This window comes from Leptospira abararensis (genome assembly GCF_016918735.1).
Classification (GTDB): Bacteria; Spirochaetota; Leptospiria; order Leptospirales; family Leptospiraceae; genus Leptospira_A; species Leptospira_A abararensis.
This window is the reverse complement of the sequence record NZ_JAFFPR010000022.1, coordinates 24,423-46,059: the sequence shown is the minus strand read 5'-3', so window position 1 is coordinate 46,059 and position 21,637 is coordinate 24,423. Positions and strand designations below refer to the sequence as shown.

Sequence of the window (21,637 nt, the reverse complement as noted above, 5' to 3'; positions counted from 1 at the left end):
ATGCTCAATTTTAATTTTTTAACACCAGATATCCTAATCCTTGCCCAAGAAGAGGGTGCAAAGTCGTCCCTACAGTCACTCATCATCATTCCGATCATGTTAGTTGCTATGTACTTTCTTGTGATCCTTCCGAACAAAAAAGAAGAGAAGAAACGGAAAGAGATGATCACCAATCTCCAAAAAGGGGATAACGTTGTGACAAACAGCGGTCTTCATGGAAAGATTGTAGAGTTTAAAGACAATAACGAAACGGTTGTTTTGAGTGTTGCTGCGAACACTAACATCACATTTGAAACTAGCGCTATTCTGAAGAAGAAAGCCTAAGATGAAACGTCTCTTCTTAGTTTCCCTAGTATTCTGTTTTTCGGCCCCCCTCTTTGCACAAGAGGGATTGGATTTTTTAGATAAGGTCAATGATAAACCGAAATCGACAACCACCAAACCGAAAGAAGAAACGAACGTAACCACAACTAAAAAACAAACCAGTGTTGTGACTACAACCTCACCGACTACGGGAAAAAAGAAGAGATCCAGAAAGAAATCCAAACAAAACCAACTGGCAACAACTACGGAGACCCTTCCGCAAAACACCAATTTGGCTGTGAACCCGAACTCAAACACTACGGTAACGGATAAATCCTTTCCTGGTTTGGAAAAACAACCTGTCGTTCTAGAAGAAGAGGAAGTGGTAAATAACGGTTTGTGGATGGATTCTAGTGTTTCTGTGGAACCATCAGGTCTTCCTGGATTTTCTGCTGATTTGAAAGTCGGAAAAACAGAAGGTTCCAACCAAGCACCGAATCTTTCCTCAAACAAAGAAACAGGAAAATCACTCTTTAATTTCTCTGATTTTTTTGCTAAATATAAAAAAGCGATGATGATCCTTGGGATCATCATACTCTTTGCTTTTTACAGACTTAGATCCGCTCGCCCGGGATCTAGCAGTCGTTCTTATAGAAGATAATAATTTTAGGAGCAAACTAACTTGCAATCGTATCGACTATTGATTCTTCCTTTTTTGATTCTGGCAGTTTCCTTTACAATCCTGTATCCGAACTTTGCCGATCGCACTTTAAAGATCGTTGTGAGAGAAGATGTATATGCACTTCCTGAAGCCGATCAAAAAATATTGATAAACGCGCTCTTTGAGCGTTGGGCGAAAGACTACGGTAAAGCTTCCGGTTGGACCATTGAACCACAAGGAACACTCCCACCAAAAGAAAATCCCTTTTATACTGTGAAAGGAAGATTCATCACGTCAGCAAAGATCAATCAGATCTCTCAAGAGAATCAGTCTTTAGTAAGCGAATCTAAAAACAAATTAGAACCCACATGGATTGAAGAAACAATTCGAGGTGGTAAGTCTTTATCCATTAAATTGGGTCTCGATTTACAAGGTGGGATGCGTGTGGTTCTCAAAGGAGACTTTGATGATTACACTTCTAAACTTAAAGATATATATGCAAAAGAATTATCTGAGCTAAACGTAACCTTAAATAATCCTGCGACAAAACCAGAAGACAAAGAAAAAGCAAAGTCTAGACTCTCAGAAATTGAATCTAGTTTTGATCTTTCTCCCATGCGTAAAATTGTAGAATTAGAAAAAGCGAAGATGATTATTGACAATCGTCTTACCACGCAAAACCTAACGGAACCACAAGTTCGTATCCAAAAAGAACAAGATGCCATTGAAGTATCACTTCCTGGTGTTTCGAATTCTGCAGCCATCTTGGAAATTTTACAAAACACAGAAACTGTTGAGTATCGTTTAGAAGAACCAACTCCTTTTGTTTTTAAAGGCCAAATCGCAGATAGTGAACGCCGGATGATGGATTTAGGCAAACGAGAAAACACTGACATTTATCTTTTCCAAGAACTTGTGAAAAACAAGGCTGGGAAAAAAGCGCAAGATGCGTTTTTAGAAGGTTTGGAAAAAAAATATAATATCCCTAAAGACTTTAAAGTGTATGCGATGTGGGCTCGGGGAAATTCTGCTAAGTCGGCACTCCTCCCTCGTAGTTTTGTGGTTTTGGAACGTAAAATTGCCCTTTCTGGGAATGATATGACCAATGCGCAACCATCTTATAATTCCAATTCGTATGGATGGATGGTAAGTTTTACTCTCACTCCTAATGGTGCAGAGAAATTTTTTGATCTCACTTCAGAGAATCGCGGACGTAACCTAGCGATTGTTTGGGGGGATAAGGTGATCTCCAATCCAGTCATCAATGATCCCATTGCTGGTGGTCGGGCTGAAATTTCGGGAAGTTTCTCCGAACAAGAAGCCATTCGATTAGCTAACGTAATTTCGGAAGGTGCACTTCCTATTCCTTTATCTGTTTTGGAAATGCGATTCATTGGACCGACATTGGGAATTGAATCAATCGAAGTGGGAGTCAAAGCTGTTGCGATTGGATTCTTTTTGGTGATGGTTTATATGATATTCTATTACAGGTTAGGTGGATTCATTGCCGACCTTTCCCTGCTTATCAATTTAATCATCCTGGCAGCACTTCTGACACTTATGGACTTTACTTTAACACTTCCGGGAATTGCAGGGATCATTTTGACTGCGGGTATGGCGGTGGATGCAAACGTAATTATCTATGAAAGGATTAGGGAAGAAATCGAAGAGGGCAGAGCACTTTCAATAGCTGTCACTCGCGGTTTTGAAAATGCATTCTGGACCATTATGGATGCAAACGTCACCACACTCATTGCGGGAATTCTAATGATTCGTCTTGGAAATGGACCAATCAAAGGTTTTGCGATCACACTTTGTTGGGGTATTGTTACCACTCTCTTTACATCGCTTTTCCTTTCACGATTATTTATGGAACTGACAGTCAACCGATTGGGTGTCCATCACTTGAATTTAAGACCTTTCTTCTTTGGGAAAAAGGAGACTAAAAATGCATAATATTAATTTTACAAAGTATAAATACTTTACTCTTAGTTTTTCATTGTTTGCGATTGTTTTCGGATTTGTTGTCACCTTCGCAAAGTATGGTGGGTTTGCACACTCACTGGATTTTAACGGCGGACTTCGAACTGTCTTAGAACTTCCGGCAGACAAAACTCGAAATGATTTAGAAGGATACTTCCAAACTAAAAAAATTGAAGCCGTCGTTATCCTTTTAGAAAAAGAAAAGAATATTTACCAATTGGATATCGGACTTGGATCGTTAGATACCATCGAATCTTTGTATAAAGAAATTCCAGAAGAAAGTAGAGAATCTTCTACTTCTGCGATTGATCGCTTCGTGCAACTCGTAAGATACGAATACAAACTTCCGAAAGAAAAAGTTCTCTCTGCAGACCAAGTGGGTGCGGTAGTTGGTGGTGAGTTAACTGAAGTGGGGATTACACTTCTGTTAACAACGCTTGCCATCATTCTTTTGTATTTGAGTATTCGTTCTCAGTTTAAGTTTGCTTTGGCATCTTCCATTGCCCTTGTCCATGATATTCTGATGACACTGGCTCTGATTGGGTTTTTACAAATCAAACCAAGTGTTCCGATCATTGCGGCCCTTCTCACTCTCCTTGGTTATTCCATTAACGATAAGATTGTGGTGTTTGACCGAATCAGGGAGAATGCTCATGGAAAAGATAACTTAGCACTTTCCAATATTATCAATGTTTCCATTACTCAAACCTTAGGTAGGACCATCAATACTTCCTTTACGACAATGATTTCCGTTGTGGCCATCATTGTGGGTGGGGCAGTGGAATTGTATGATTTTGCTTTTGTCCTTCTTTTTGGAGTGATTGTAGGAACTTATTCTTCGATTTACATTGCGGCTCCGATTTCTGAGATTTACGACCAACTCAGGAAAAAAAGATTCGCATAACAAAAAGTTTATGAATGCAGAGAAACGAAAGGAAACTTATTCTCTGCATTCCCTTCTTGGGTTTTTGGCAATGGGAAAAACCGGGCCCAATCCACCCGTCTCCGCCGTATTAACCGATCCCGAGGGCTCTGTCTTGGCAAGTGCCCATACCCAAGTTTATGGGGGAAACCATGCAGAAAGGGAACTTTATTCTCGCTATAGCAATGAGGTTCCTTCTACCGATGAAATTCTTTCTGTCAGTTTAGAACCTTGTACTCATTTTGGAAAAACTCCACCTTGCCGTGATTTGGTGATCGAAAGAAAACCAAAGGAGATCAAACTCGGCTGGAAAGATCCCAATCCTTTGATTCAATCAGGAGACTGGGAAAAGTATACCAAGATCGGAATTTCAGTGACCCTCGACCCCATGCTTGCCAAAGTTTCTCTCCCTTACTTACAAGGATTTTTAACCAGAATCCAAACGGGACGCCCTTGGGTTTGGATTAAGTCAGCAACATCGAAGGAAGGAAATTTTGCTTCTAAGGATAAAAAAAGAGAAAGGGTAAGTTCGGAAGAAATGGATCTCACCTTACAGCTCTTACGTGCCAAGGTGGATGCGGTTGCTGTAGGCCCAGGAACAGTGGTTTCTGATTCTCCCTCCCTTCACTTTCGGATCACCGAAGAAATGTTTCTTTCGCAAAAGCCGGGAAAACGAATCACAGAATTAGAACCTTTTTTTGAAGCAGGCTCTGGTCTTATCTCTTTTTTATTACAATACGCAAAGGAAACGGCAGAAATCCATCGGTTAGAAGAAAATCTTTACCAACCATATCGTGTCTTTGTTTTAGATCCGAAGCACCTTCCTTCGGATCTGTTCTTTACAAAACAGATTGAACTTACAGAACGGATAGGTGACAAAAAATGTATTTTTTTTATAATCTCGGAGGATGATACAAAACCTCTCCCTATAGAATTGGAAAATCGAATCCAATCCCTATCTCGTTTTGAAGGAGTGGGCCTTCTTCCCAGTGACGGTGGTAAATTTTTAGAGATTTTGGGTGGGCTTGGGATCAATACTCTGTTATGCGAATCCGGCAATTTTTTCCCCTCATTTTTAAATGAAGAACTCACCGAATCAGATCGAATCATCGAGATTCGAAATGAAGAAAAATCCTTACCCGAAGGAATTCCATTTGTTTATCAGAACGAATTTTTGATTTCGGAATACCAAGTCGGAACGAACCGTATTTTGATTAGAAAACCGCCAAGGAGCACTTAAGTCTATGTTTACTGGTCTTGTGGAAACAATCGGAAAAGTAGTCGAAATTAAACCCATTGATTCGGGGATCCAATTCACAATCGAAACAGAATGGGAAAATCCTGATCTAAAAATAGGAGACTCCATCGCCATCAATGGGGCTTGTATGACAGTCACTGAGTTTTCTGACTTAGGGAATTTATTCAAATTTTACGCATCTTTTAAATCTTTGGAACTTACCAACTTATCTAGGTTAGGAGAAGGGTTTACTGTCAATTTAGAAAGGGCGATGGCTCTTGGACAACGTTTTGGTGGTCATATGGTGCAGGGTCATGTGGACGGAATGGCCAAGGTCATTAGTCGAAAACAAATTGAAGCCGAAGTAGAAGAATTTTGGGTGGAAATTCCAGAAGAACTTCGGCGTTATTTTGTGAAAAAAGGATCGGTCACTTTAGATGGAATTAGCCTGACTGTGGTGGATGTTAAGGATGGAAATATCCAACTGATCTTAATTCCTGAAACCATGGAAAAAACAAACGCTGGTACCTGGAAAAAAGACCAACGTTTGAATGTAGAAGTGGATGTACTTGCCAAGTACATTGAAAACTATTTGAGTCAAAGGTCAGGAACTTAGTTTCGTTTCAATAAATCATCGATATCAGAATCGGAGTCATTCGATACATACTTTGATTGGAAATCATTAGCATTCATGATTTCGAAAAACATATCCAGTTTCGCTAATTTGAATACATTTTGAATCATAGGTTTCATACCGACAAGAATGAGTTTCCCCTTTTTGTTTTTTAGAGAATTGAGACTTTTGATAAGAGAGCCAATTCCCGAAGAATCGATATAGTCAAGACGGCTCATATCAATGGATACAATACTTGGATTTGGTTCGATGAGTTTGGCAAAGATCGATTCAAATTCCTCTGTGGATTCAATATCAAATTTCCCTGCAATTTCAATGGTTTTGATCTTTCCTGTTGCGTTCAGTTTCAGTTCCACAAGGCCTCCGATCCGGATTATTTAGACAAAAGAAAGGGGAAAAATCAATGAATTTCTTTGGGAATCTTCTTTAATTCGGAACGGCTTTCAGAGTTTTAGTATATAGAGGCCTTCCCCTATGATACGTCCGATCGAAGAAGCAATCGAAGAAATCCGCCAAGGCAAAATGATCATTCTCGTCGACTCTGAAGACAGAGAAAATGAAGGTGATTTGGTCTGCGCCTCCCAATTCGCGGACAAAGACAAAATTAACTTTATGGCAACCCATGGCCGTGGACTCATCTGTGTTCCGATGGAAAGGGATCGGCTTCAAACTTTGGGTCTTGGGAAAATGGTGGATGATTTAAGTTTGGGAGACAAACACGGGACTGCCTTTACCGTATCTGTAGATGCCAAACATGGAACCTCCACAGGGATCTCTGCTCATGACAGAGCCAAAACCGTAGAAGTCCTTCTCGATCCAAATACCAAATCCGAAGATTTAGTTCGTCCAGGGCATTTGTTCCCACTCCAAGCAGTGACTGGTGGAGTTTTAAGAAGAGCAGGGCATACGGAAGCAGCAGTCGATTTATCCAAGTTAGCTGGTCTTTACCCTAGTGGTGTGATTTGTGAAATTATGAATGACGACGGGTCTATGGCTCGAATTCCTGATTTGGAAAAATTTGCAAAAACCCATGGACTGAATATTTATACTATTGAAGATTTAATTCGTTATAGAAGACACAAAGAGAAGTTAATCCATCTAGAGGTAGAAGCGAATCTTCCCACAGAGTTTGGTGACTTCAAAATAAAAGCTTACTCCACACAAATTGATGATAAAATCCATATGGCTCTCGTTAAGGGAGAGATCAATCCCGATAAACCAGTGCTTGTGCGAGTGCATAGTGAATGTCTGACAGGTGATATATTTTCTTCCCAACGTTGTGATTGTGGACCTCAACTCCACAATGCCTTACGAATGATTGAAAAAGAAGGGAATGGGGTGTTACTCTATATGCGCCAAGAAGGACGCGGGATTGGAATCATCAATAAACTCAAAGCCTATTCTTTGCAAGAAGGGGGACTCGATACAGTCGAAGCCAATGAAAAATTGGGTTTTGCTCCTGACCTCCGCGAATACGGAATTGGGGCACAGATTTTACGGGATATCGGTGTGAAACAAATGAAACTCATCACCAATAATCCTCGTAAGATTGTGGGACTGGAAGGTTACAATTTACATGTAACAGAAAGAGTTCCGATTGAGATTGATCCTATAGAAGAAAACTCTCGTTACTTACATACGAAAAAAACAAAGTTAGGACATTTGTTAAACTTACACGGTTAATTTATAAGTTCAATTCATATCCTCTAGAGTTTTTTTGGTTTTAAACTGATACTCTGAGAGGAACCACCTAACACTGGATCAAAACAGAAGTGATTCCCTATACTATGGAGATAACCTGGAACGGTCCCATCCCGATTCTTTTCTTTCAAATTGAATCCTATCGTGGAGTCTTCCTACCCTTCCTTGCCAAAACTCAATTTTGGTGGGGAAAACCGAATACCCACCCCAGTTTTCCGGCATCGGCACTTCTTTCCCTTCCCATTGTTTGGTAAGTGAGGCAAACTTTTCTTCCAAAAACTCTCTCGAAGGCACCACCGAACTTTGATTTGATGTGAGTGCTCCTATTTGGGATTCCCTTGGTCTTACTTGAAAGTAAGTTTCTGATTCTTCCCGAGCTATGCGACTCGCTAATCCTTCGATACGAATTTGTCTTTCGAGTTTCGGCCAAAAGAAATTCAAAGCTACCTTATTGTTATCTGCAATATCTTTTCCTTTATCGGAATTGTAATTGGTAAAGAATTGGAATTCTTCCCGGATTAGTCCTTTCAGTAGAACAATCCTTGCGGAAGGTTGTCCTGTTTTGTCAACCGTAGCCAAAGACATAGCATTGGGTTCTTGTTCTCCTTCTGCTTGTGCCTCCGAAAACCAAAGATTAAAAAGTTCTAATGGATTTGATCCGGCCGTTTCTTCCGAAAGAACGGAGCGAGTGTAAAGTCTTCGCATATTTTGTAGCTCATTCGATGTTTCCATAAATAGAGAATCCCTCCCAGTTGTAGTAATGGACAAGTAATTTGGAAAAGTAAGTTAAAAACAATCCAAGTGAAAAGTAAAGACCCATCGGAATTTTTTTTCCCTTTAAGGGTTCCCCTTTTTTTCGTAGGAGAAAACTAAATCCTACTGCGAGTAGATACGACGAGTTGAAATACAAAATCCAAAAAGGATTCCCTGCGATCGCGGCAAACACTGGGGAAAAGAGGACATCACCGAGTCCCGTCCCTCCGCGAAAGAGTAAGTAAATGAAAAGATAAAAAACTAAAAATCCTAAATAAACCCAAAGTGTTTCTAAATTGATACTCTCACCAAACAAAAGGTAATTGGACAAAAAACCAAATCCAATCAGGAAAGGTAGATTTTCATAGTCGAGAGAAAACTTTGCCACATCTGTCATCATAGAAATCAGTAGATGGCCAAATAAAAAGAGAAGGGCGATTGTGCCGGGAATGTCTTCCGAAACAAAAAAAACAAACACTGCTACAAGGCCAAAAAGAAATTCTGTCAGTGGGTAAAGTTTGGGAAGGTCAGTTTTACACTGAAAACACTTTCCTTTTGTCAAAAACCAACCAAAGATCGGTGTGAGATGGGTTTTAGTCACCAAATGTCCGCAAGTCGGGCAATGACTTGGTTTTGTAAAAATAACTTTCCATCGATTTAAGCCATGAAAATCCTTCCTCTTTTTGCCATAACAAAAAGTAAGGATTCGTTCCCCAAGAGTTGTATAAAAACTGGCGAGACTTGCTCCAAAGAAAAATAGAATTACGGACGTCGATAGGCTCCAAAGGAATAACCAGTTCGATTCATCCATAAAATCTTCTATTTCCTTATCTTAATTGGAATGAAACCTATTCACTTTCTTTGGAAAGTTCCTGAAGTGCTTTCATACCTCGTTTGAGTGTATCCCATTCCGTGGCAAAGGAAAGCCTTACAAAATTCTTTTTGTCGCAGAAGATAAATCCTGGAACAAGAATCAGATCCTTTTTCACTGCCTTTTGGATGAACGCTTCATCTGTCCCTGGAACGGGAAAGAAGGAATAAAAGGCCCCACCTGATTTTTGGATGGGGTAGTAATCCTTTAAGGATTCGTAGACAAAATCCCTTTTTTCTTTGTAATCTTGGATGTAAGCACTCATATCCGTTTTAAGGGCTTCAATTCCTGCCCATTGGGTGATGGAAGGAGCACAAACTACGGTATACTGCTGTAAGGTGGTGAGAGCTTTGATAACCTTGTCTTCGGCAAGGATGGTCGCAAGCCTAAGGCCCGTCATATTGTAGGTTTTGGAAAAACCAGTGAGTGTTATGGTTTTTTCATACTCGGAACCAATGGAAAAAAACTGTTTATCATAATCAAAGAGTTCGTAAATTTCATCGCTGATGAGATAAGCTCCAGTGTGTTCTGCTAGATTAGCAAGAGCACGCAGTTGTTCTTTGGATAAAACTTTTCCTGTAGGATTGGATGGATTGGAAAAAATGATGAGTTTGAACTTCCGAGATTTGAGTGATTCTAAATCAGTGGGATTGAAACTTTCCTCGAGGGGAACTACTTTTCCACCATAGAATTTTAACATCGCAGGATACATTAGAAAGTAAGGAGAGATCACCAAACATTCGTCACCTTCATTGACAAGGGCATTAAAAAGAAGAAATAAAGCGGAAGAGATTCCTGAAGTCACAAGGATTCGATCTTCATGAGCATAAGAAATTTGGTTTTGGGTTCGGTATTTTTCTGCCATCGCAGATTTTAGTTCAGGAATCCCACCGGTTAAGGTGTAGGAAGTTTTCCCATCCTGTGCTGCTTTTGTCAAAACCTCAATGATGTTAGGTGGGCACGGGAAGTGAGGTTGGCCAATACTCAAATTGATCGGGTTTTCGATACTCCGTGCTAGCTCAAAGGCCTTTCGGATGGGGGAAGAGTCAAGCCCATTCATTCTATTTGCGAAATCCATGGAATCATCATGGTTTTTGGTGGAGGTACCGGTCAATAGAATTTGGTTTACACCTAGGAATTGAGTAGAAATCTGAAGGATATGGATTTTGTAACCATTGCCGATGTGAAAGTGCCGGTTCTCCCGCACTCCAATAAGTTTCCTATTTTTCCTTCTAGCCTGGTCGAAACCGACTCGGTCAAACAAACCTTACAAAAAATTCTATACCCTATGCTCGAGGGAATTCCTGTCCTACTCGTAGGGGATGCTGGTGTAGGAAAAAACGCTCTTGTCTATTATATCAACTCACTTCGCAAACAACCTACACTTCGGTTCAGTTTCAATGAAGACACACTTCCCGAAGACCTGATCGGATCCTACCGAATTCTCCTAGATGGGAAAGGATTTACTTGGTCGAATGGGCCACTCACCAATGCTCTTTCGGAAGGGCTTAGTTTTGTTGCCGATGAGATGAACCTTTGTGCACCCAATATCATCAAACGATTTTCTTCCGTTTATGAATCCACCTACTTAGATCTTTTGGAAGGGAGTGGGGAAAGAGTGAATGGAAAAACAGGGTTTTGGTTTATTGGAACGCAAAACCCAAGCGAAGGGTTTGAAGGTAGAAAACCACTTCCCTTTGATATTACCAAACATTTTGCCGTTGTCTATGTAGATCCTTACTCACCGGACGAGATGTTTTATATCTTAAAAAAACTCTATCCCATGCTTGCAGAAGATGTTCTGAAACAAATCATCAAAATTAGTTTGGAATCAGAAGCTCGGATCAAGTCTGGAGAAATTGGAAAGGGTGATTTAGAAAAATACCACTTTAATTTAAGAACTCTCCAAAAGTATTGTAATCGTCTAGTTCTATTCGGTGCGAAAGACAAAGCAGTTGCTGCCAGAGAGGCTTTGTATTTATTCGAAGAACCATTCCGTAAAAAAGAAGATAGAGCCAAACAAAGAGAACTCATTGAATCCGAGTTTGGTGGAGGAATCAAAGTAGTTCCTACTAAAGGTTATGTGCAAGGTTCTACGATTTTTTGGAACGACAAAGAAATCAAAACTTGGGATGAGAAAAAAACCATCTCTCTCCTTTCCACTTACCCCACACCAGAACCAGTATTACATTTCTTAGACCAAGTATTCACTGCCATCCAAGCCAAAGAAAACATTCTCGTTGAATACAGAGAAGACCAAGACCCACAAGAATTCTTACCTTTATTTACCGAACTCACAGGTATTGAACTTGAGTCCGTGATGTTATCCAAAGGAATGCATACCTCTGATGTAGTTGGTGCTTTGAAACCGACAGAAGAAGGAAATATCGAAAGTGTCGCTTGGGTGGACGGCCCCCTAACACGCTCTATCCGAAAGGGTCATATCATCCTTATCTCTGGACTCGAATCTGCTGGAGCGGAACTTGTCGAAAAGATGAATATGCTCACCGATGATGCCAGGTCTCTCACTTTGCCACCGGAGTCGGGTGAGTATCTTCCGATCCAACTCACAGAGACTTCTGTTGTTTTTGGGATGAAATCGTTCCGAGCTTCCAAATCGGTGACCACGATCTCTCGAGCATTTCGTAACCGTTTTACTCCTATTCTTTTTCCAGAACTCGAAGATGTGAAAGTCCTAGAAGAAATTTTAGAATTTTACCTTCCGGAAGGTGTCCTTCCTCGCAGTTTGGCACGCTTCCATCTCAAAGCAAAGGAACTCGCAGAAAAACGTACGATTGGTTCGGCAAACCTAATGCCCTATCGATTTGGAATCTCCAATCTTCTCAAATGGAAAAATCATATCTATCGTTACAACCAAACCGATGTGAAAGATATCGCGATCCGTGGGGGAAAGATCTATTACACAAACCAAATTGCTGATCCCAAAGAAAGAAAGGAACTCGAAAGACTCCTCGAAGGATTTCTTTCGGGTGTGGAAGTGGTCTCAACACTCTTCGAGGAAATCGAAGAGAAAAAAAAAACGTTTACCGTTGAATCAGGACTAAATCGAAAGAATTGGTGGGATCCGGAACTTCATAAACGTGACCCACTAACAGGTATTGCAAAAAAACTGAATTCAGGTGCAGAGACCAAACGAGGAATTGAGATCAATACGCCAGAAACCGGGGGTGGTACCAAAGAAGGACCGGATGCATGGTATGGACAAGACACCCAAGGAAACCAAGGACAGGGAGAACCACAAGGTGGCGGTGGGGCTTGGGGTTACCGAACGGAAGAACTCTACAAACAATTCTTAAAAAAACGCCGTCTTCTTTGGGACTATTCCATTATGGTCGGTCTAGAAGAGTTTAAGTCTGTGTTTGGAAAAGAATTGGAAGAGGTAGAACTCAATTTAGAACAACTCTTTGATCCAGAAATTGACATCAACCGGATGTACAAAAATGAAGGATCTAGGGTTGATGCCAGGAAATACATTTCCTACAAAAGTGGCAGGGGAGATACAAAAATCTTCGATAAAACCACAATCGAAAAAAACGATGAAAAACTAAAAGGTGTGGAAGTGACATTCCTCGTGTCAAAATGCCGAAGGATCTTTAACTTCGAGTATTCGATTGCCATGCTTTCGGCACTTCTTGTCAGCTTACATATCTTAAACGAACATGATATCAAAACCAGTGTCCACACTTTTTGTGATATCAAAAACTCCAAAGACACTGTTGACATTTATAATCTAAAATCTGCCGAGGAAGACTATACTGCCGAAAAAGAAGAGGAAGTCTTTAGCGCACTCTGCAAAAATTGGCATGGGGACAGCATTCCAGAATACCAAGTCCTTACCAATTCGGAACGGTATTTTTCCCCCGATGCCCAAACCAAAATCATAGTGATTTTATCGGACTTCCGCGGCCAAAGAGCCAAGACCTATATAGAGGACGAACTGGCATCTTTTGACACCAGAAAACTGAAAGAAGCTGTACTGAAAAACCAGGAGAAAAATTATGTATTTTTAGGGGTGGGACTTGGGTCTCGCTACATTGCGGAACATGTGTTCCATGACTCCCTGCAGATTACGGCTGATAACTTTTATTCCATGCCAAATCTCATTGGAGCAGAAATTGCAAGACTGGTGCAAACCCACCATTCCCTTCGTTCGTAATCAATATGGGCAAAACCAAAAAAGACGACAAACCACGCGGAACCGATCCTTTAATCAATAAAAAGGCAAAGTTCAATTTCGAACTATTGGATTCGTTCGAGGCCGGTGTTGTACTCACAGGTTCTGAGGTGAAAGCCCTTAGAGAAAAAAAAGGAAACCTGACGGATTGTTTTGCTAAAGTGCGAAATGGGGAAGTGTTTTTAGAAAACTTTCAAATCCCTCCTTACAAAAACGGAGGTTATGCGAACCATCCAGAAATTCGACCTCGCAAACTATTACTTAAGGCAAAAGAAATTGAAAAAATAGATCGATCTATTAAAGAAAAAGGTCTTGTACTCGTTGCCACTCGCTGTTTCTTTAAAAACAATCGTTTGGTAAAGATAGATGTTGCTCTAGCCAAACCAAAAAAACTTTACGACAAACGTGACGACATTCAAAAAAAGGAAGCCAAAATCGATATGGAAAGAGCCATGAAGGAACACCTACGCAAATGAAAGGACTTCCAGTGGTCACCATCGTTGGCCGTCAAAATGTGGGTAAGTCCACATTATTCAACGCCATTCTCCGAGCACAAAGTGCCATCACAGAAAATACAGCTGGTGTGACAAGAGACGTATTACAAAAGACAGTCGAAAGGGCAGAGTTTAAAATTCCTTTCACATTGTCTGACACACCCGGTTTAGATATCGAAAATATCGACGAAATCTCAGGTGAGATCATTGAAATAGCTTTCGAACATTTACGAAATTCGGATTTAATCCTACATGTGATCGATCATAAAGACCTACGTAAGTATGATTACAAACTCATCGAACTTTTGAAAAAAGATGAAGTTCTGAAAGATAAAATGGTTTTGACTCTCATCAATAAAGTTGATACAGAACAAGATGAATATGACTTGGAACCGTTTTACAAACTGGGGTTAAACGAACTCCTTCCGATCTCGGCATTGGGGCGTCGAAACTTCGATCTACTTTACCAAAAGATCAATTTTTTCCTTCCCGACAAAATCAAAATGCCGGAAGACCCCTATTGCAAAATTGCCATTATCGGAAAACCTAACTCTGGTAAGTCCTCACTTCTGAATACCTTCCTTGGTTACAAGAGGGCAGTGGTAAGTGATGTGCCAGGAACCACCAGAGATTCTGTATCTGATCAGTTCTATTTTCAAAACCATAAATTAGAAATTATAGACACAGCCGGGATTCGAAGAAAATCCAAAACCGGCGAAAGTTTAGAATTCTATTCTTACAAACGAACCCTTCATAGTTTGGGGGAGGCTGATGTTGTGGTCCTACTTATCGATGCCATGAAGGGACTCGGTGAATTTGATAAAAAGATCTTTGGGGAAATCCAAGAACTCGGAAAACCCATGATTGTAGCGGTCAACAAGTGGGACCTCGTTCCCGAAAAAGAATCCAATTCTTGGAAACATTTCAAAGACCGGATGGAAGCAAAACTTTCGATTTTGAAGGAACGACCACTTCTTTCCCTCTCGGCCAAAGAGAAACTCCGAACCCACAAACTCCTAGAATCAGTCGTAGCCCTCTACGAAAAGTCTCAGAAAAAGCTGACCACTCGTGCCTTAAATGACTGGTTAAGCAAGTGGGGGGGCAAAAATAAGGTGCAGAAGGCATCGAACAGACCTCCGAAGGTGTATTACGCCACGCAAGTTTCCCAGATTCCTTTTAAAATTTTATTCTTTGTTAATGATACGAAACTCTTTCCGTCAAATATACTGAGTTTTTACCGAAAGAGTATAGTAACAGAGTTTGGGTTAGATGGCCTAGCCGTTGAGATCGAACTCCGCAACAGAAACGAGGGTAAGGAGGGCAAGGAATGATACTTGCCATGGTCCTATTTAGCTACCTTTTGGGTGGCATTCCGGTTGGGTTTCTCCTGGCCAAACAAGTGCGTGGGATTGACATCCGTGAACACGGCAGCCGAAATATTGGTGCGACCAATGTTGGTCGGGTCATCGGTTGGAAGTATGGAATCATTGCTCTCTTTTTAGATGCATTGAAAGGTGCCATCCCGGTCGTTCTAGCCTCTTATATTGAATCGCCTTATTCTCTCACCACGACAGAAATCCTACTTGGTTCTGTTGCCATCCTTGGGCATACGTTCACTCCCTTCCTCCACTTCAAAGGGGGGAAAGGTGTCGCCACCGCTCTCGGTGTGTACATGACTCTGGTTCCCATTGTCACTGTTTGTGCCGTTCTGATCTTTTTTATCGTATATAAGATTTCGGGATTTGTCTCACTCGGGTCCATCCTTGCGACATTATCCATGCCTATTTGGTATTTTGGAACAACAAAGTTCATTCCTGATTCTGAATACCAACCAATCATCTTTTTTGTGTTAGTTGCTACTTTTTTTCTCATTTCCTATTCTCATAGAGAAAACATCAAACGTTTGGTGTTAGGTAAAGAACTACGAGCAACTTAGGAATGCAAACCGAAAGAGAATCAACACTCACACAAAAGGAAAAATTATTCCTTCTTACTAAATTTGTAGAAGACCATCCGGAAGCGGATATCCAAGACTTCTACAAATGGTTGTATTACGGTGAATTTGGAATGGAAGAATCTTCTCTCATTATGACGGGAAGGTTATCCATTCCAGAGTTACATGTTGTACTTAGCGAAATCAAAAAAGAAGAATCAGAAAATACTGAGTCAGAACTGATTTGGGAACCGATGGGACTTGCTGCACGCTTTGTCAAAGTTTATGTAACCAAATACTACCATATGGATTGTCCGGTGAAACGCCTCGTCAATTTACTGGAAAGGTCTCCTGCCTTTCGTGGGGCAAGGATGAGTTTCAAATTGGATTGGAATTTGATGAAAGAAACCGCTTTGGAATTACGACCAGAACTCACTCGTCGCGACTTTATCAATTTTGAAGAAAGAATTAACTTCCACCAATTGCCCGCATTACCATATACTGATGGTTATGTGAAAAAAAATCCTTTTGCTTATCGAGTGGTCTCTCAAAAACTATTTTTTGACTATTTTCCTGAGTTTGAAGACAATTCTGTTTTTCATCCTTTTTCAGGAAATGAATCCATCATTGGATAAAGGCTTCGTTTTAAGTAACGAATTTCTTTTTTAATCGATTGGATCAAAAGTTGGTTTTTTCTCTCCGACTCCAAATCTTTATGACGCAAAATATAAATTTCGGTTTTACGCACCATTCTCCTTAAATACGACTCTTCTCTCATCCAAATCCAAATATCGGAATCCTGAAACGACTCTTTCGGTGTTTCTCTTTCAAATCGTCCGAGTCCATCTTCCATAAATTGAATGTCCTTTTGGATTCGCCGGAATAGTAATTCGGAACCTTGGTGATGTAAGTAGTGGGGTGGTTTGCCTTTTTGATTCCGCTGGGATTCTTTTTTTTGAATTTTTTTGTCCAGCGAGGAAACAGTGCCACTGGAAGAATCTCCATCGGCATGGTTCGATTTCCAAATGGGAAGATCTCGCCAAGGGTAGCTGTGGGCGGGAGTACCGTCCAAGGTCTTTTTTGCTTTTTCCGGGCTTACCGATTCGATGCCTGCAATGAGTGCCCCGTCCTCATTCACATTGAAAAGTCGCATCCCACTCACAGTGGTTGCTGATTCTTCAAACCAGTGACGATATAAATCCAGAACATAATCGGTCAGAACAGAACCTTTTCCATCGGCCCTGGGAACAAACCTGGTTTCTCTTTTTCGAATGATCACTTCATTGATTCTTTCTAAACTGTTTTTCCGGTTTAGGAGGGTCAGCCATTTTTCATTGTGATGAGTTCCTGTGGAATGGATCTCTCTGCCGGAATAAGCCAAGTCTTGGCCGAGAAAATACACGGAAGTAAATCCCATAAAACGTAACATATCAAAGGCAGTAGTGGCAACAGATCCCCCTGATTGGATATCGCCCACTTCAGTAAACACCTGTTCGGCGAGTTCCCCGCCGGCAGTGACTTCTCGGACAAGAGATCCTTCCGCATCGACTTGGTATTTTGCAGTGACCGAATGAACTACCGATTGAAACAGAGGTTCTCGTAAAAGTGTGGGGGAGCTTACCAAATCGGCAAAGAGGGGAATTTGGTGGAGAGTCTCGCCCATAAAATGGAAAAAGGAATTGGTTTGGGCGTCCAGTGTGACTACCCCATCCGCCAAAATCCCTGCTTTAAAAAGAACTTTGAGTGAAGTATCACAAGAGAAAACAAATACTTTTTCCCGAACAGATTGTAACCAAGGAAGGTTTTTTCGTAAACTAGGGCCCGCTGACACGAGTACAGCGGTAAGTCCTTGGAATTTATCTTTCAAAGAAGAGATGGGAAAACGAACGGGAGACTCTTTTCCTACATGGACCAAGTTCCAAATGGAGTTTTTGATCCATAACCTTTCAAATTCAAACTTAGTGAGTAGGTCACTCATTTTGGCTGAAAAAACAGTTTGGGTTTTTTCTTCTAACTCACGATAGACGGGATTACGATTTGTGTCTGTAGGATTACGAATGATTTTCAGTCCACTCACACGTTCGATTGGTAGAGAATCTAAGTAGTTAAAAAACAAAGGGAAAAAAAGTTCGCCTGAGAATAAATGGCGGCCTGGAACTGTCATTACTGATTTTAAAATTTTGTCCCAAATAACGGGGATTAGGGTTTCATCGTCTCCAATGAGAATGAGAATTTGACCGGGCGCTAAGGTTTCGCTAATTTTTTGAATGAGGTGGGGATTTCCAAGCCCAAATAAAATGACTATGTCAGTGGGTTTTAAAGAATAGGTATCTAAAAGGCGAAGGGCTTGCGTGAGTGGAGAGAAGGAAGAAGAGAGGGGAGCGCCATTTAATGAGACATAATATTCCCCCGTCTTCTTGGCAGAACCCAGTTCCCAGAGATTTCCAGTTTGGAAGTTTCTGAAATAATTTTGTAAGTACGGCTTCCTTTCAAAAATTTCACTGGAAATGGGATCGATAATTTGGGACATAATACTATCTAAGGTTTTTTCTTATGTCTCCCAAGTTGTGTCAACCGGGAAACAGGGAAATCGAACGGCGAAACATATATGCATTTAAAGAGCCTGAGTATTGTTGGATTCAAAACATTTGCGGATGAAACAGAGATCAATTTTGATCCTGGATTTACTGCTGTCGTCGGACCGAATGGTTCGGGGAAATCAAATATCGTGGATTCCGTAAAATGGGTCTTTGGAGAAAAAAGTGCCAAAGGACTTCGCGGCGAGAAGATGGATGATGTCATCTTCCACGGAACAGAGAGTAGGCGAGCTGCAGGTTTCGCTGAAGTTTCGATCCTTTTTGATAATGATGACCGGTTTTTCAACATTGATTATCCATCCGTCAAAATCACTCGCCGTTTGTATCCAGACGGGGAAAACGAATACTATCTGAATGATATCAGAACCACAAGAAAGGATATCGAAAAAACTCTCCTCGATACAGGAATTGGTAAGTCTAGTTATAGCATTTTGGAACAAGGTCGAGTAGACCAAATTCTCAATTCCAAACCAGAAGAAAGAAGGGCCATCTTTGAAGAAGCCGCTGGAGTTTCTCGTTTCAAACTCGATCGTAAAGAAGCCACAAAAAAGTTGGATGATACCAACCAGAACTTACTTCGCATCCAAGACATTATGAACTCCATGGTCAAAGACCTGGAAGTGAAAGAAAAACAATCTGAAAAAGCAGAGCAATACTTCAAACTCAAATCGGATTTGGATGAATCGGATAAAAACTTAAGGTTTCTCAAACTACGTGATTTCAAACGTCGAATGAAAAAATCTGATGAAGACTTACTTGAAATTCGCGAAAAAAATAAATCGATTTTATCTCTCATCCAAAACGAAACCAATTTAATTTCTGAAAAAGAAACTACCAAAGAAGTGAAAGAAAGAGAGATCGCTGAAATTGATAAAAAATTATTTGATCATCTTTCTAAAAGCCAAATCCAAAAAGAGAAAATTGCCAAAAACAAAACCTTTATTTTGGAGTATGAGCTTCGGATTGGAGAAATTCTATCTGCTTTAGAAACGGAAAACCAAGCCACCATCAAACTGGAAGTGGAAAAACGAGCGATTGAACTCGAAAACGAACGCCAAAGAGAAATTCAAACCACTCTCCAGGAAGAGATCCAAAGTTTGGAAACTACCCGAGTTTCATTGGAGCTTTCCATCAAAGAGGAAGAAAAGTCTATTGAGGAAAAAGAAGGTCGCATCAAAGAAAATGAAAAACGCCATATCACTCTTCGGGACAAACAAAAAACGGTAATCCTTGAGCTCATCCAAGAGTTAGAAAACAAAAAGAAAGAATCGAGCGAAGGAGAGGCGATTCGAAATGCCGATAAAGTCGCTCTTCTTTCCGATTTAGAAAGTTTTACCAACAAATTAAAATCTGCTATTACAAATTTAGAGTCTTCTAAGGTTCCGAATGGTATTGCGGAACTTCGCGAAATCCAACTCGATCGTTATAAGGAAAACCTCACAGGGTTTTTGAAACGGGAAGATGATTTTAGAAACTTACTTTTTGATAAAGATGGGATCCTTTCCAAAAAAGAAACCATAGACCAAGCGATCGAAGATTTAATTTTAGAAAACGAAAACCTAACACGGGGAATTCGAGATAACCAAAGTAATATCATTTTACACCGAAATCATTGGGAAGAAACAAGAACCCATATCGTGGAACTCGAGAAAAAACTTCTCGAATCCAATTCTCGATTAGAAAACCAACAAAAGGAAATTGCAGTCCTTGATGAACGAATTGGTGAAATCCAAAAACGAATTTTGGGTGCAAAAGAACAAGAATCCGTCATTCGTGAAAAGAAGGATGGTTTAGAGAAGGAAGTCGAAGTTTTAGAAAAAGAAATTGCAGAGTCTTACCAAGAATTTTTGTCTATGAGTCGAATTTTGGAATCAGAAAAAGAAACCTTACAGTCGCTTGTGGAAGAAATTTCTGGAATTAAATCTAATATTTCCAAAAACCAAGAAGTCTTCCAAAATCTTTTGCCTTTACTTTCGGAGAAGGAAAGAACCAGTTCTGCACTCAAAGTGCAAATTGATTCTCTTGTGGAAGAGTTATACAATGACTACTCCCTAACTGATTCAGAATTGGAAACGGAGCGAGGGGGACTTGAACTCGACCAAAAGGCCGAGGAAAGAAGATTACGATCGGCAAAATCGGAAATCCAACTTCTTGGTTCCATTAACCCACTTGCGATTGAAGAGTATCGTAATATCAAAGAAATCTACGAACACAATCTAAAACAAAAGTTGGATATTGAAAGTTCTAAAAAAGATATTGAAGAAGTTTTGAAACGAATCAATGAAGAGTCGGAAAAACTTTTCCAGGAAACATTTGAAAAGATCAAACAGAATTTCCAAGAAACCTTCTCAACACTATTTAATGGGGGAAGGGCTACACTAGAACTGACTGAAAAAGAAGATTCTCTCAATTCCGGTGTGGAAATTATGGCAGAACCTCCTGGCAAACATGTTCAGAATTTACGCCTGTTATCTGGTGGGGAAAAATCACTCACAGCGATTGCCCTTCTTTTTGCGATTTATATGGTGAAACCAAGCCCGTTCTGTTTCTTAGATGAGATTGATGCGGCCTTGGATGAGGCCAACAAACTTCGGTTTTGTCAAATTTTAGATCGGTTCAAGGATAAAACACAGTTCATTGTTGTTTCCCATGCTCAGTCTACAATTTCCAGAGCTAATGCCATTTTTGGAGTCACCAACGAAGAACCAGGAATTTCCAAAATCCTATCACTTCGACTAGACGAAGCCAAATCCCTTTCCAAACAGATCACACAAAAAACAGGAACCGACAACTAGTCGGTTCCGACTTGGATGCAAGAAAAGGTAAGTGCTGTATCACACAGCCTCACCTTGGTTCGTTTTTACCTTAGAGATCTTTTATTATTTGTTGGCTTGCATTTCTTTCATAATGCAAGTAGAGAAAGCTTTGCAAGAATCTCCGCCAGTAAGGCAGCCTGCAATTTTATTGTAATATTTAGGGCGGCTGCAGTTGAACTCACAACCACGTTTGAGTGTTGCTTTTTGCTCTTCTGTGGCATTCGGGTTTACTTGAACTGAGCAAGTGTAGAATTTATCACAAGCCTCTTTACATTTTGGAAAGTCAGCTGCTTGCACGGATCCGGTAAATAGTACCAGAGCCAGAATTGAAAAGAAACGGTTTGTTTTTTTCATACCTTGTCCTCTCGATCTTTGGTAGCGAAGACGGGAGTCGAACCCGTGACCTCAGGGTTATGAATCCTGTGCTCTAACCATCTGAGCTACCTCGCCCTATCACCTTAGATCGTTTGGTAGAACTAAATCTTTAGTTCTTTTGTCATTTTTTGAAGAGATAAAGAATGGTAAACAAAAAAAAGC

General features: G+C 40.5%; 19 protein-coding genes and 1 tRNA gene. 13 read left to right on the top strand and 7 right to left on the bottom strand.

Annotated elements, in window-relative coordinates:
• From yajC to JWG40_RS06615, 6 genes are read left to right on the top strand one after another with little or no spacing between them, the layout of a single operon-like run.
• Positions 1 to 324 (top strand): preprotein translocase subunit YajC, encoded by a 324-nt coding sequence (yajC, locus tag JWG40_RS06640; protein ID WP_002973971.1) that lies wholly within the window; start codon positions 1 to 3, stop codon positions 322 to 324.
• Position 325: 1 nt separating this feature from the next.
• Positions 326 to 964: an SRP-less Sec system protein gene (locus JWG40_RS06635; RefSeq protein ID WP_205285064.1), complete on the top strand. Its 639-nt coding sequence runs from the start codon at positions 326 to 328 to the stop codon at positions 962 to 964.
• Positions 965 to 985: 21 nt separating this feature from the next.
• Positions 986 to 2,920, top strand: a complete 1,935-nt coding sequence (secD, locus tag JWG40_RS06630) for a protein translocase subunit SecD (protein WP_205285063.1) — start codon at positions 986 to 988, stop codon at positions 2,918 to 2,920.
• Entirely contained in the window at positions 2,913 to 3,851 is a 939-nt protein-coding gene (gene secF, locus JWG40_RS06625; RefSeq protein WP_205285062.1) for a protein translocase subunit SecF, read from the top strand. Before secD ends, secF begins: the two co-directional genes overlap by 8 nt.
• A 10-nt stretch (positions 3,852 to 3,861) precedes the next feature.
• The gene (locus JWG40_RS06620) at positions 3,862 to 5,109 is read left to right on the top strand and encodes a dihydrofolate reductase family protein (RefSeq protein WP_205285061.1); all 1,248 of its coding nucleotides are present in this window, start codon (positions 3,862 to 3,864) and stop codon (positions 5,107 to 5,109) included.
• 4 nt (positions 5,110 to 5,113) lie between these two features.
• Entirely contained in the window at positions 5,114 to 5,722 is a 609-nt protein-coding gene (locus JWG40_RS06615; RefSeq protein WP_205285060.1) for a riboflavin synthase, read from the top strand.
• On the opposite strand, the gene JWG40_RS06610 is transcribed toward JWG40_RS06615, so the two are convergent.
• Positions 5,719 to 6,096 (bottom strand): STAS domain-containing protein, encoded by a 378-nt coding sequence (locus JWG40_RS06610; RefSeq protein ID WP_205285059.1) that lies wholly within the window; start codon positions 6,094 to 6,096, stop codon positions 5,719 to 5,721. The two genes, JWG40_RS06615 and JWG40_RS06610, sit on opposite strands and share 4 nt — an antisense overlap.
• A gap of 118 nt (positions 6,097 to 6,214) precedes the next feature.
• On the opposite strand from JWG40_RS06610, the gene JWG40_RS06605 reads away from it, so the two are divergent.
• The gene (locus JWG40_RS06605; protein WP_205285058.1) at positions 6,215 to 7,423 is read left to right on the top strand and encodes a bifunctional 3,4-dihydroxy-2-butanone-4-phosphate synthase/GTP cyclohydrolase II; all 1,209 of its coding nucleotides are present in this window, start codon (positions 6,215 to 6,217) and stop codon (positions 7,421 to 7,423) included.
• Positions 7,424 to 7,525: 102 nt separating this feature from the next.
• Here the strand turns inward: JWG40_RS06605 and pdxH are convergent, their stop codons facing one another.
• Genes pdxH through JWG40_RS06590 form a run of 3 tightly spaced genes read right to left on the bottom strand, consistent with a single transcriptional unit; the run spans position 7,526 to position 10,143 of the window.
• Positions 7,526 to 8,173, bottom strand: coding sequence for a pyridoxamine 5'-phosphate oxidase (gene pdxH, locus JWG40_RS06600; RefSeq protein WP_205285057.1), 648 nt, complete (start codon positions 8,171 to 8,173; stop codon positions 7,526 to 7,528).
• Positions 8,157 to 9,005 carry a prepilin peptidase gene (locus JWG40_RS06595; protein ID WP_205285056.1) on the bottom strand — a complete coding sequence of 283 codons (849 nt, stop codon included), beginning with the start codon at positions 9,003 to 9,005 and terminating at the stop codon, positions 8,157 to 8,159. Before JWG40_RS06595 ends, pdxH begins: the two co-directional genes overlap by 17 nt.
• A gap of 37 nt (positions 9,006 to 9,042) precedes the next feature.
• A complete protein-coding gene (locus JWG40_RS06590) occupies positions 9,043 to 10,143 on the bottom strand; it encodes a pyridoxal phosphate-dependent aminotransferase (protein ID WP_205285226.1) in 1,101 nt (366 codons plus the stop codon).
• Positions 10,144 to 10,224: 81 nt separating this feature from the next.
• Between JWG40_RS06590 and JWG40_RS06585 the strand changes: the two genes are divergently transcribed.
• From JWG40_RS06585 to JWG40_RS06565, 5 genes are read left to right on the top strand one after another with little or no spacing between them, the layout of a single operon-like run.
• Positions 10,225 to 13,242 (top strand): AAA family ATPase, encoded by a 3,018-nt coding sequence (locus JWG40_RS06585; RefSeq protein WP_205285055.1) that lies wholly within the window; start codon positions 10,225 to 10,227, stop codon positions 13,240 to 13,242.
• Between the two features lie 5 nt (positions 13,243 to 13,247).
• On the top strand, positions 13,248 to 13,736 hold the full coding sequence (gene smpB, locus JWG40_RS06580; RefSeq protein ID WP_205285054.1) for an SsrA-binding protein SmpB: 489 nt from the start codon (positions 13,248 to 13,250) through the stop codon (positions 13,734 to 13,736).
• On the top strand, positions 13,733 to 15,085 hold the full coding sequence (der, locus tag JWG40_RS06575; RefSeq protein ID WP_205285053.1) for a ribosome biogenesis GTPase Der: 1,353 nt from the start codon (positions 13,733 to 13,735) through the stop codon (positions 15,083 to 15,085). The genes smpB and der overlap by 4 nt, the downstream gene beginning before the upstream one ends.
• Positions 15,082 to 15,690: a glycerol-3-phosphate 1-O-acyltransferase PlsY gene (plsY, locus tag JWG40_RS06570; RefSeq protein ID WP_205285052.1), complete on the top strand. Its 609-nt coding sequence runs from the start codon at positions 15,082 to 15,084 to the stop codon at positions 15,688 to 15,690. Before der ends, plsY begins: the two co-directional genes overlap by 4 nt.
• Positions 15,691 to 15,692: 2 nt before the next feature.
• On the top strand, positions 15,693 to 16,322 hold the full coding sequence (locus JWG40_RS06565; protein ID WP_205285051.1) for a hypothetical protein: 630 nt from the start codon (positions 15,693 to 15,695) through the stop codon (positions 16,320 to 16,322).
• Here the strand turns inward: JWG40_RS06565 and JWG40_RS06560 are convergent.
• Positions 16,286 to 18,217: a motility associated factor glycosyltransferase family protein gene (locus tag JWG40_RS06560; protein ID WP_205285050.1), complete on the bottom strand. Its 1,932-nt coding sequence runs from the start codon at positions 18,215 to 18,217 to the stop codon at positions 16,286 to 16,288. The genes JWG40_RS06565 and JWG40_RS06560 overlap by 37 nt on opposite strands.
• Before the next feature lie 78 nt (positions 18,218 to 18,295).
• On the opposite strand from JWG40_RS06560, the gene JWG40_RS06555 reads away from it, so the two are divergent.
• On the top strand, positions 18,296 to 21,079 hold the full coding sequence (locus JWG40_RS06555) for a chromosome segregation SMC family protein (RefSeq protein WP_205285049.1): 2,784 nt from the start codon (positions 18,296 to 18,298) through the stop codon (positions 21,077 to 21,079).
• 84 nt (positions 21,080 to 21,163) lie between these two features.
• On the opposite strand, the gene JWG40_RS06550 is transcribed toward JWG40_RS06555, so the two are convergent.
• On the bottom strand, positions 21,164 to 21,454 hold the full coding sequence (locus tag JWG40_RS06550; protein WP_205285048.1) for a Cys-rich protein: 291 nt from the start codon (positions 21,452 to 21,454) through the stop codon (positions 21,164 to 21,166).
• 19 nt (positions 21,455 to 21,473) lie between these two features.
• Positions 21,474 to 21,550, bottom strand: a tRNA-Met gene (locus JWG40_RS06545).
• Between the last annotated feature and the right edge of the window lie 87 nt (positions 21,551 to 21,637).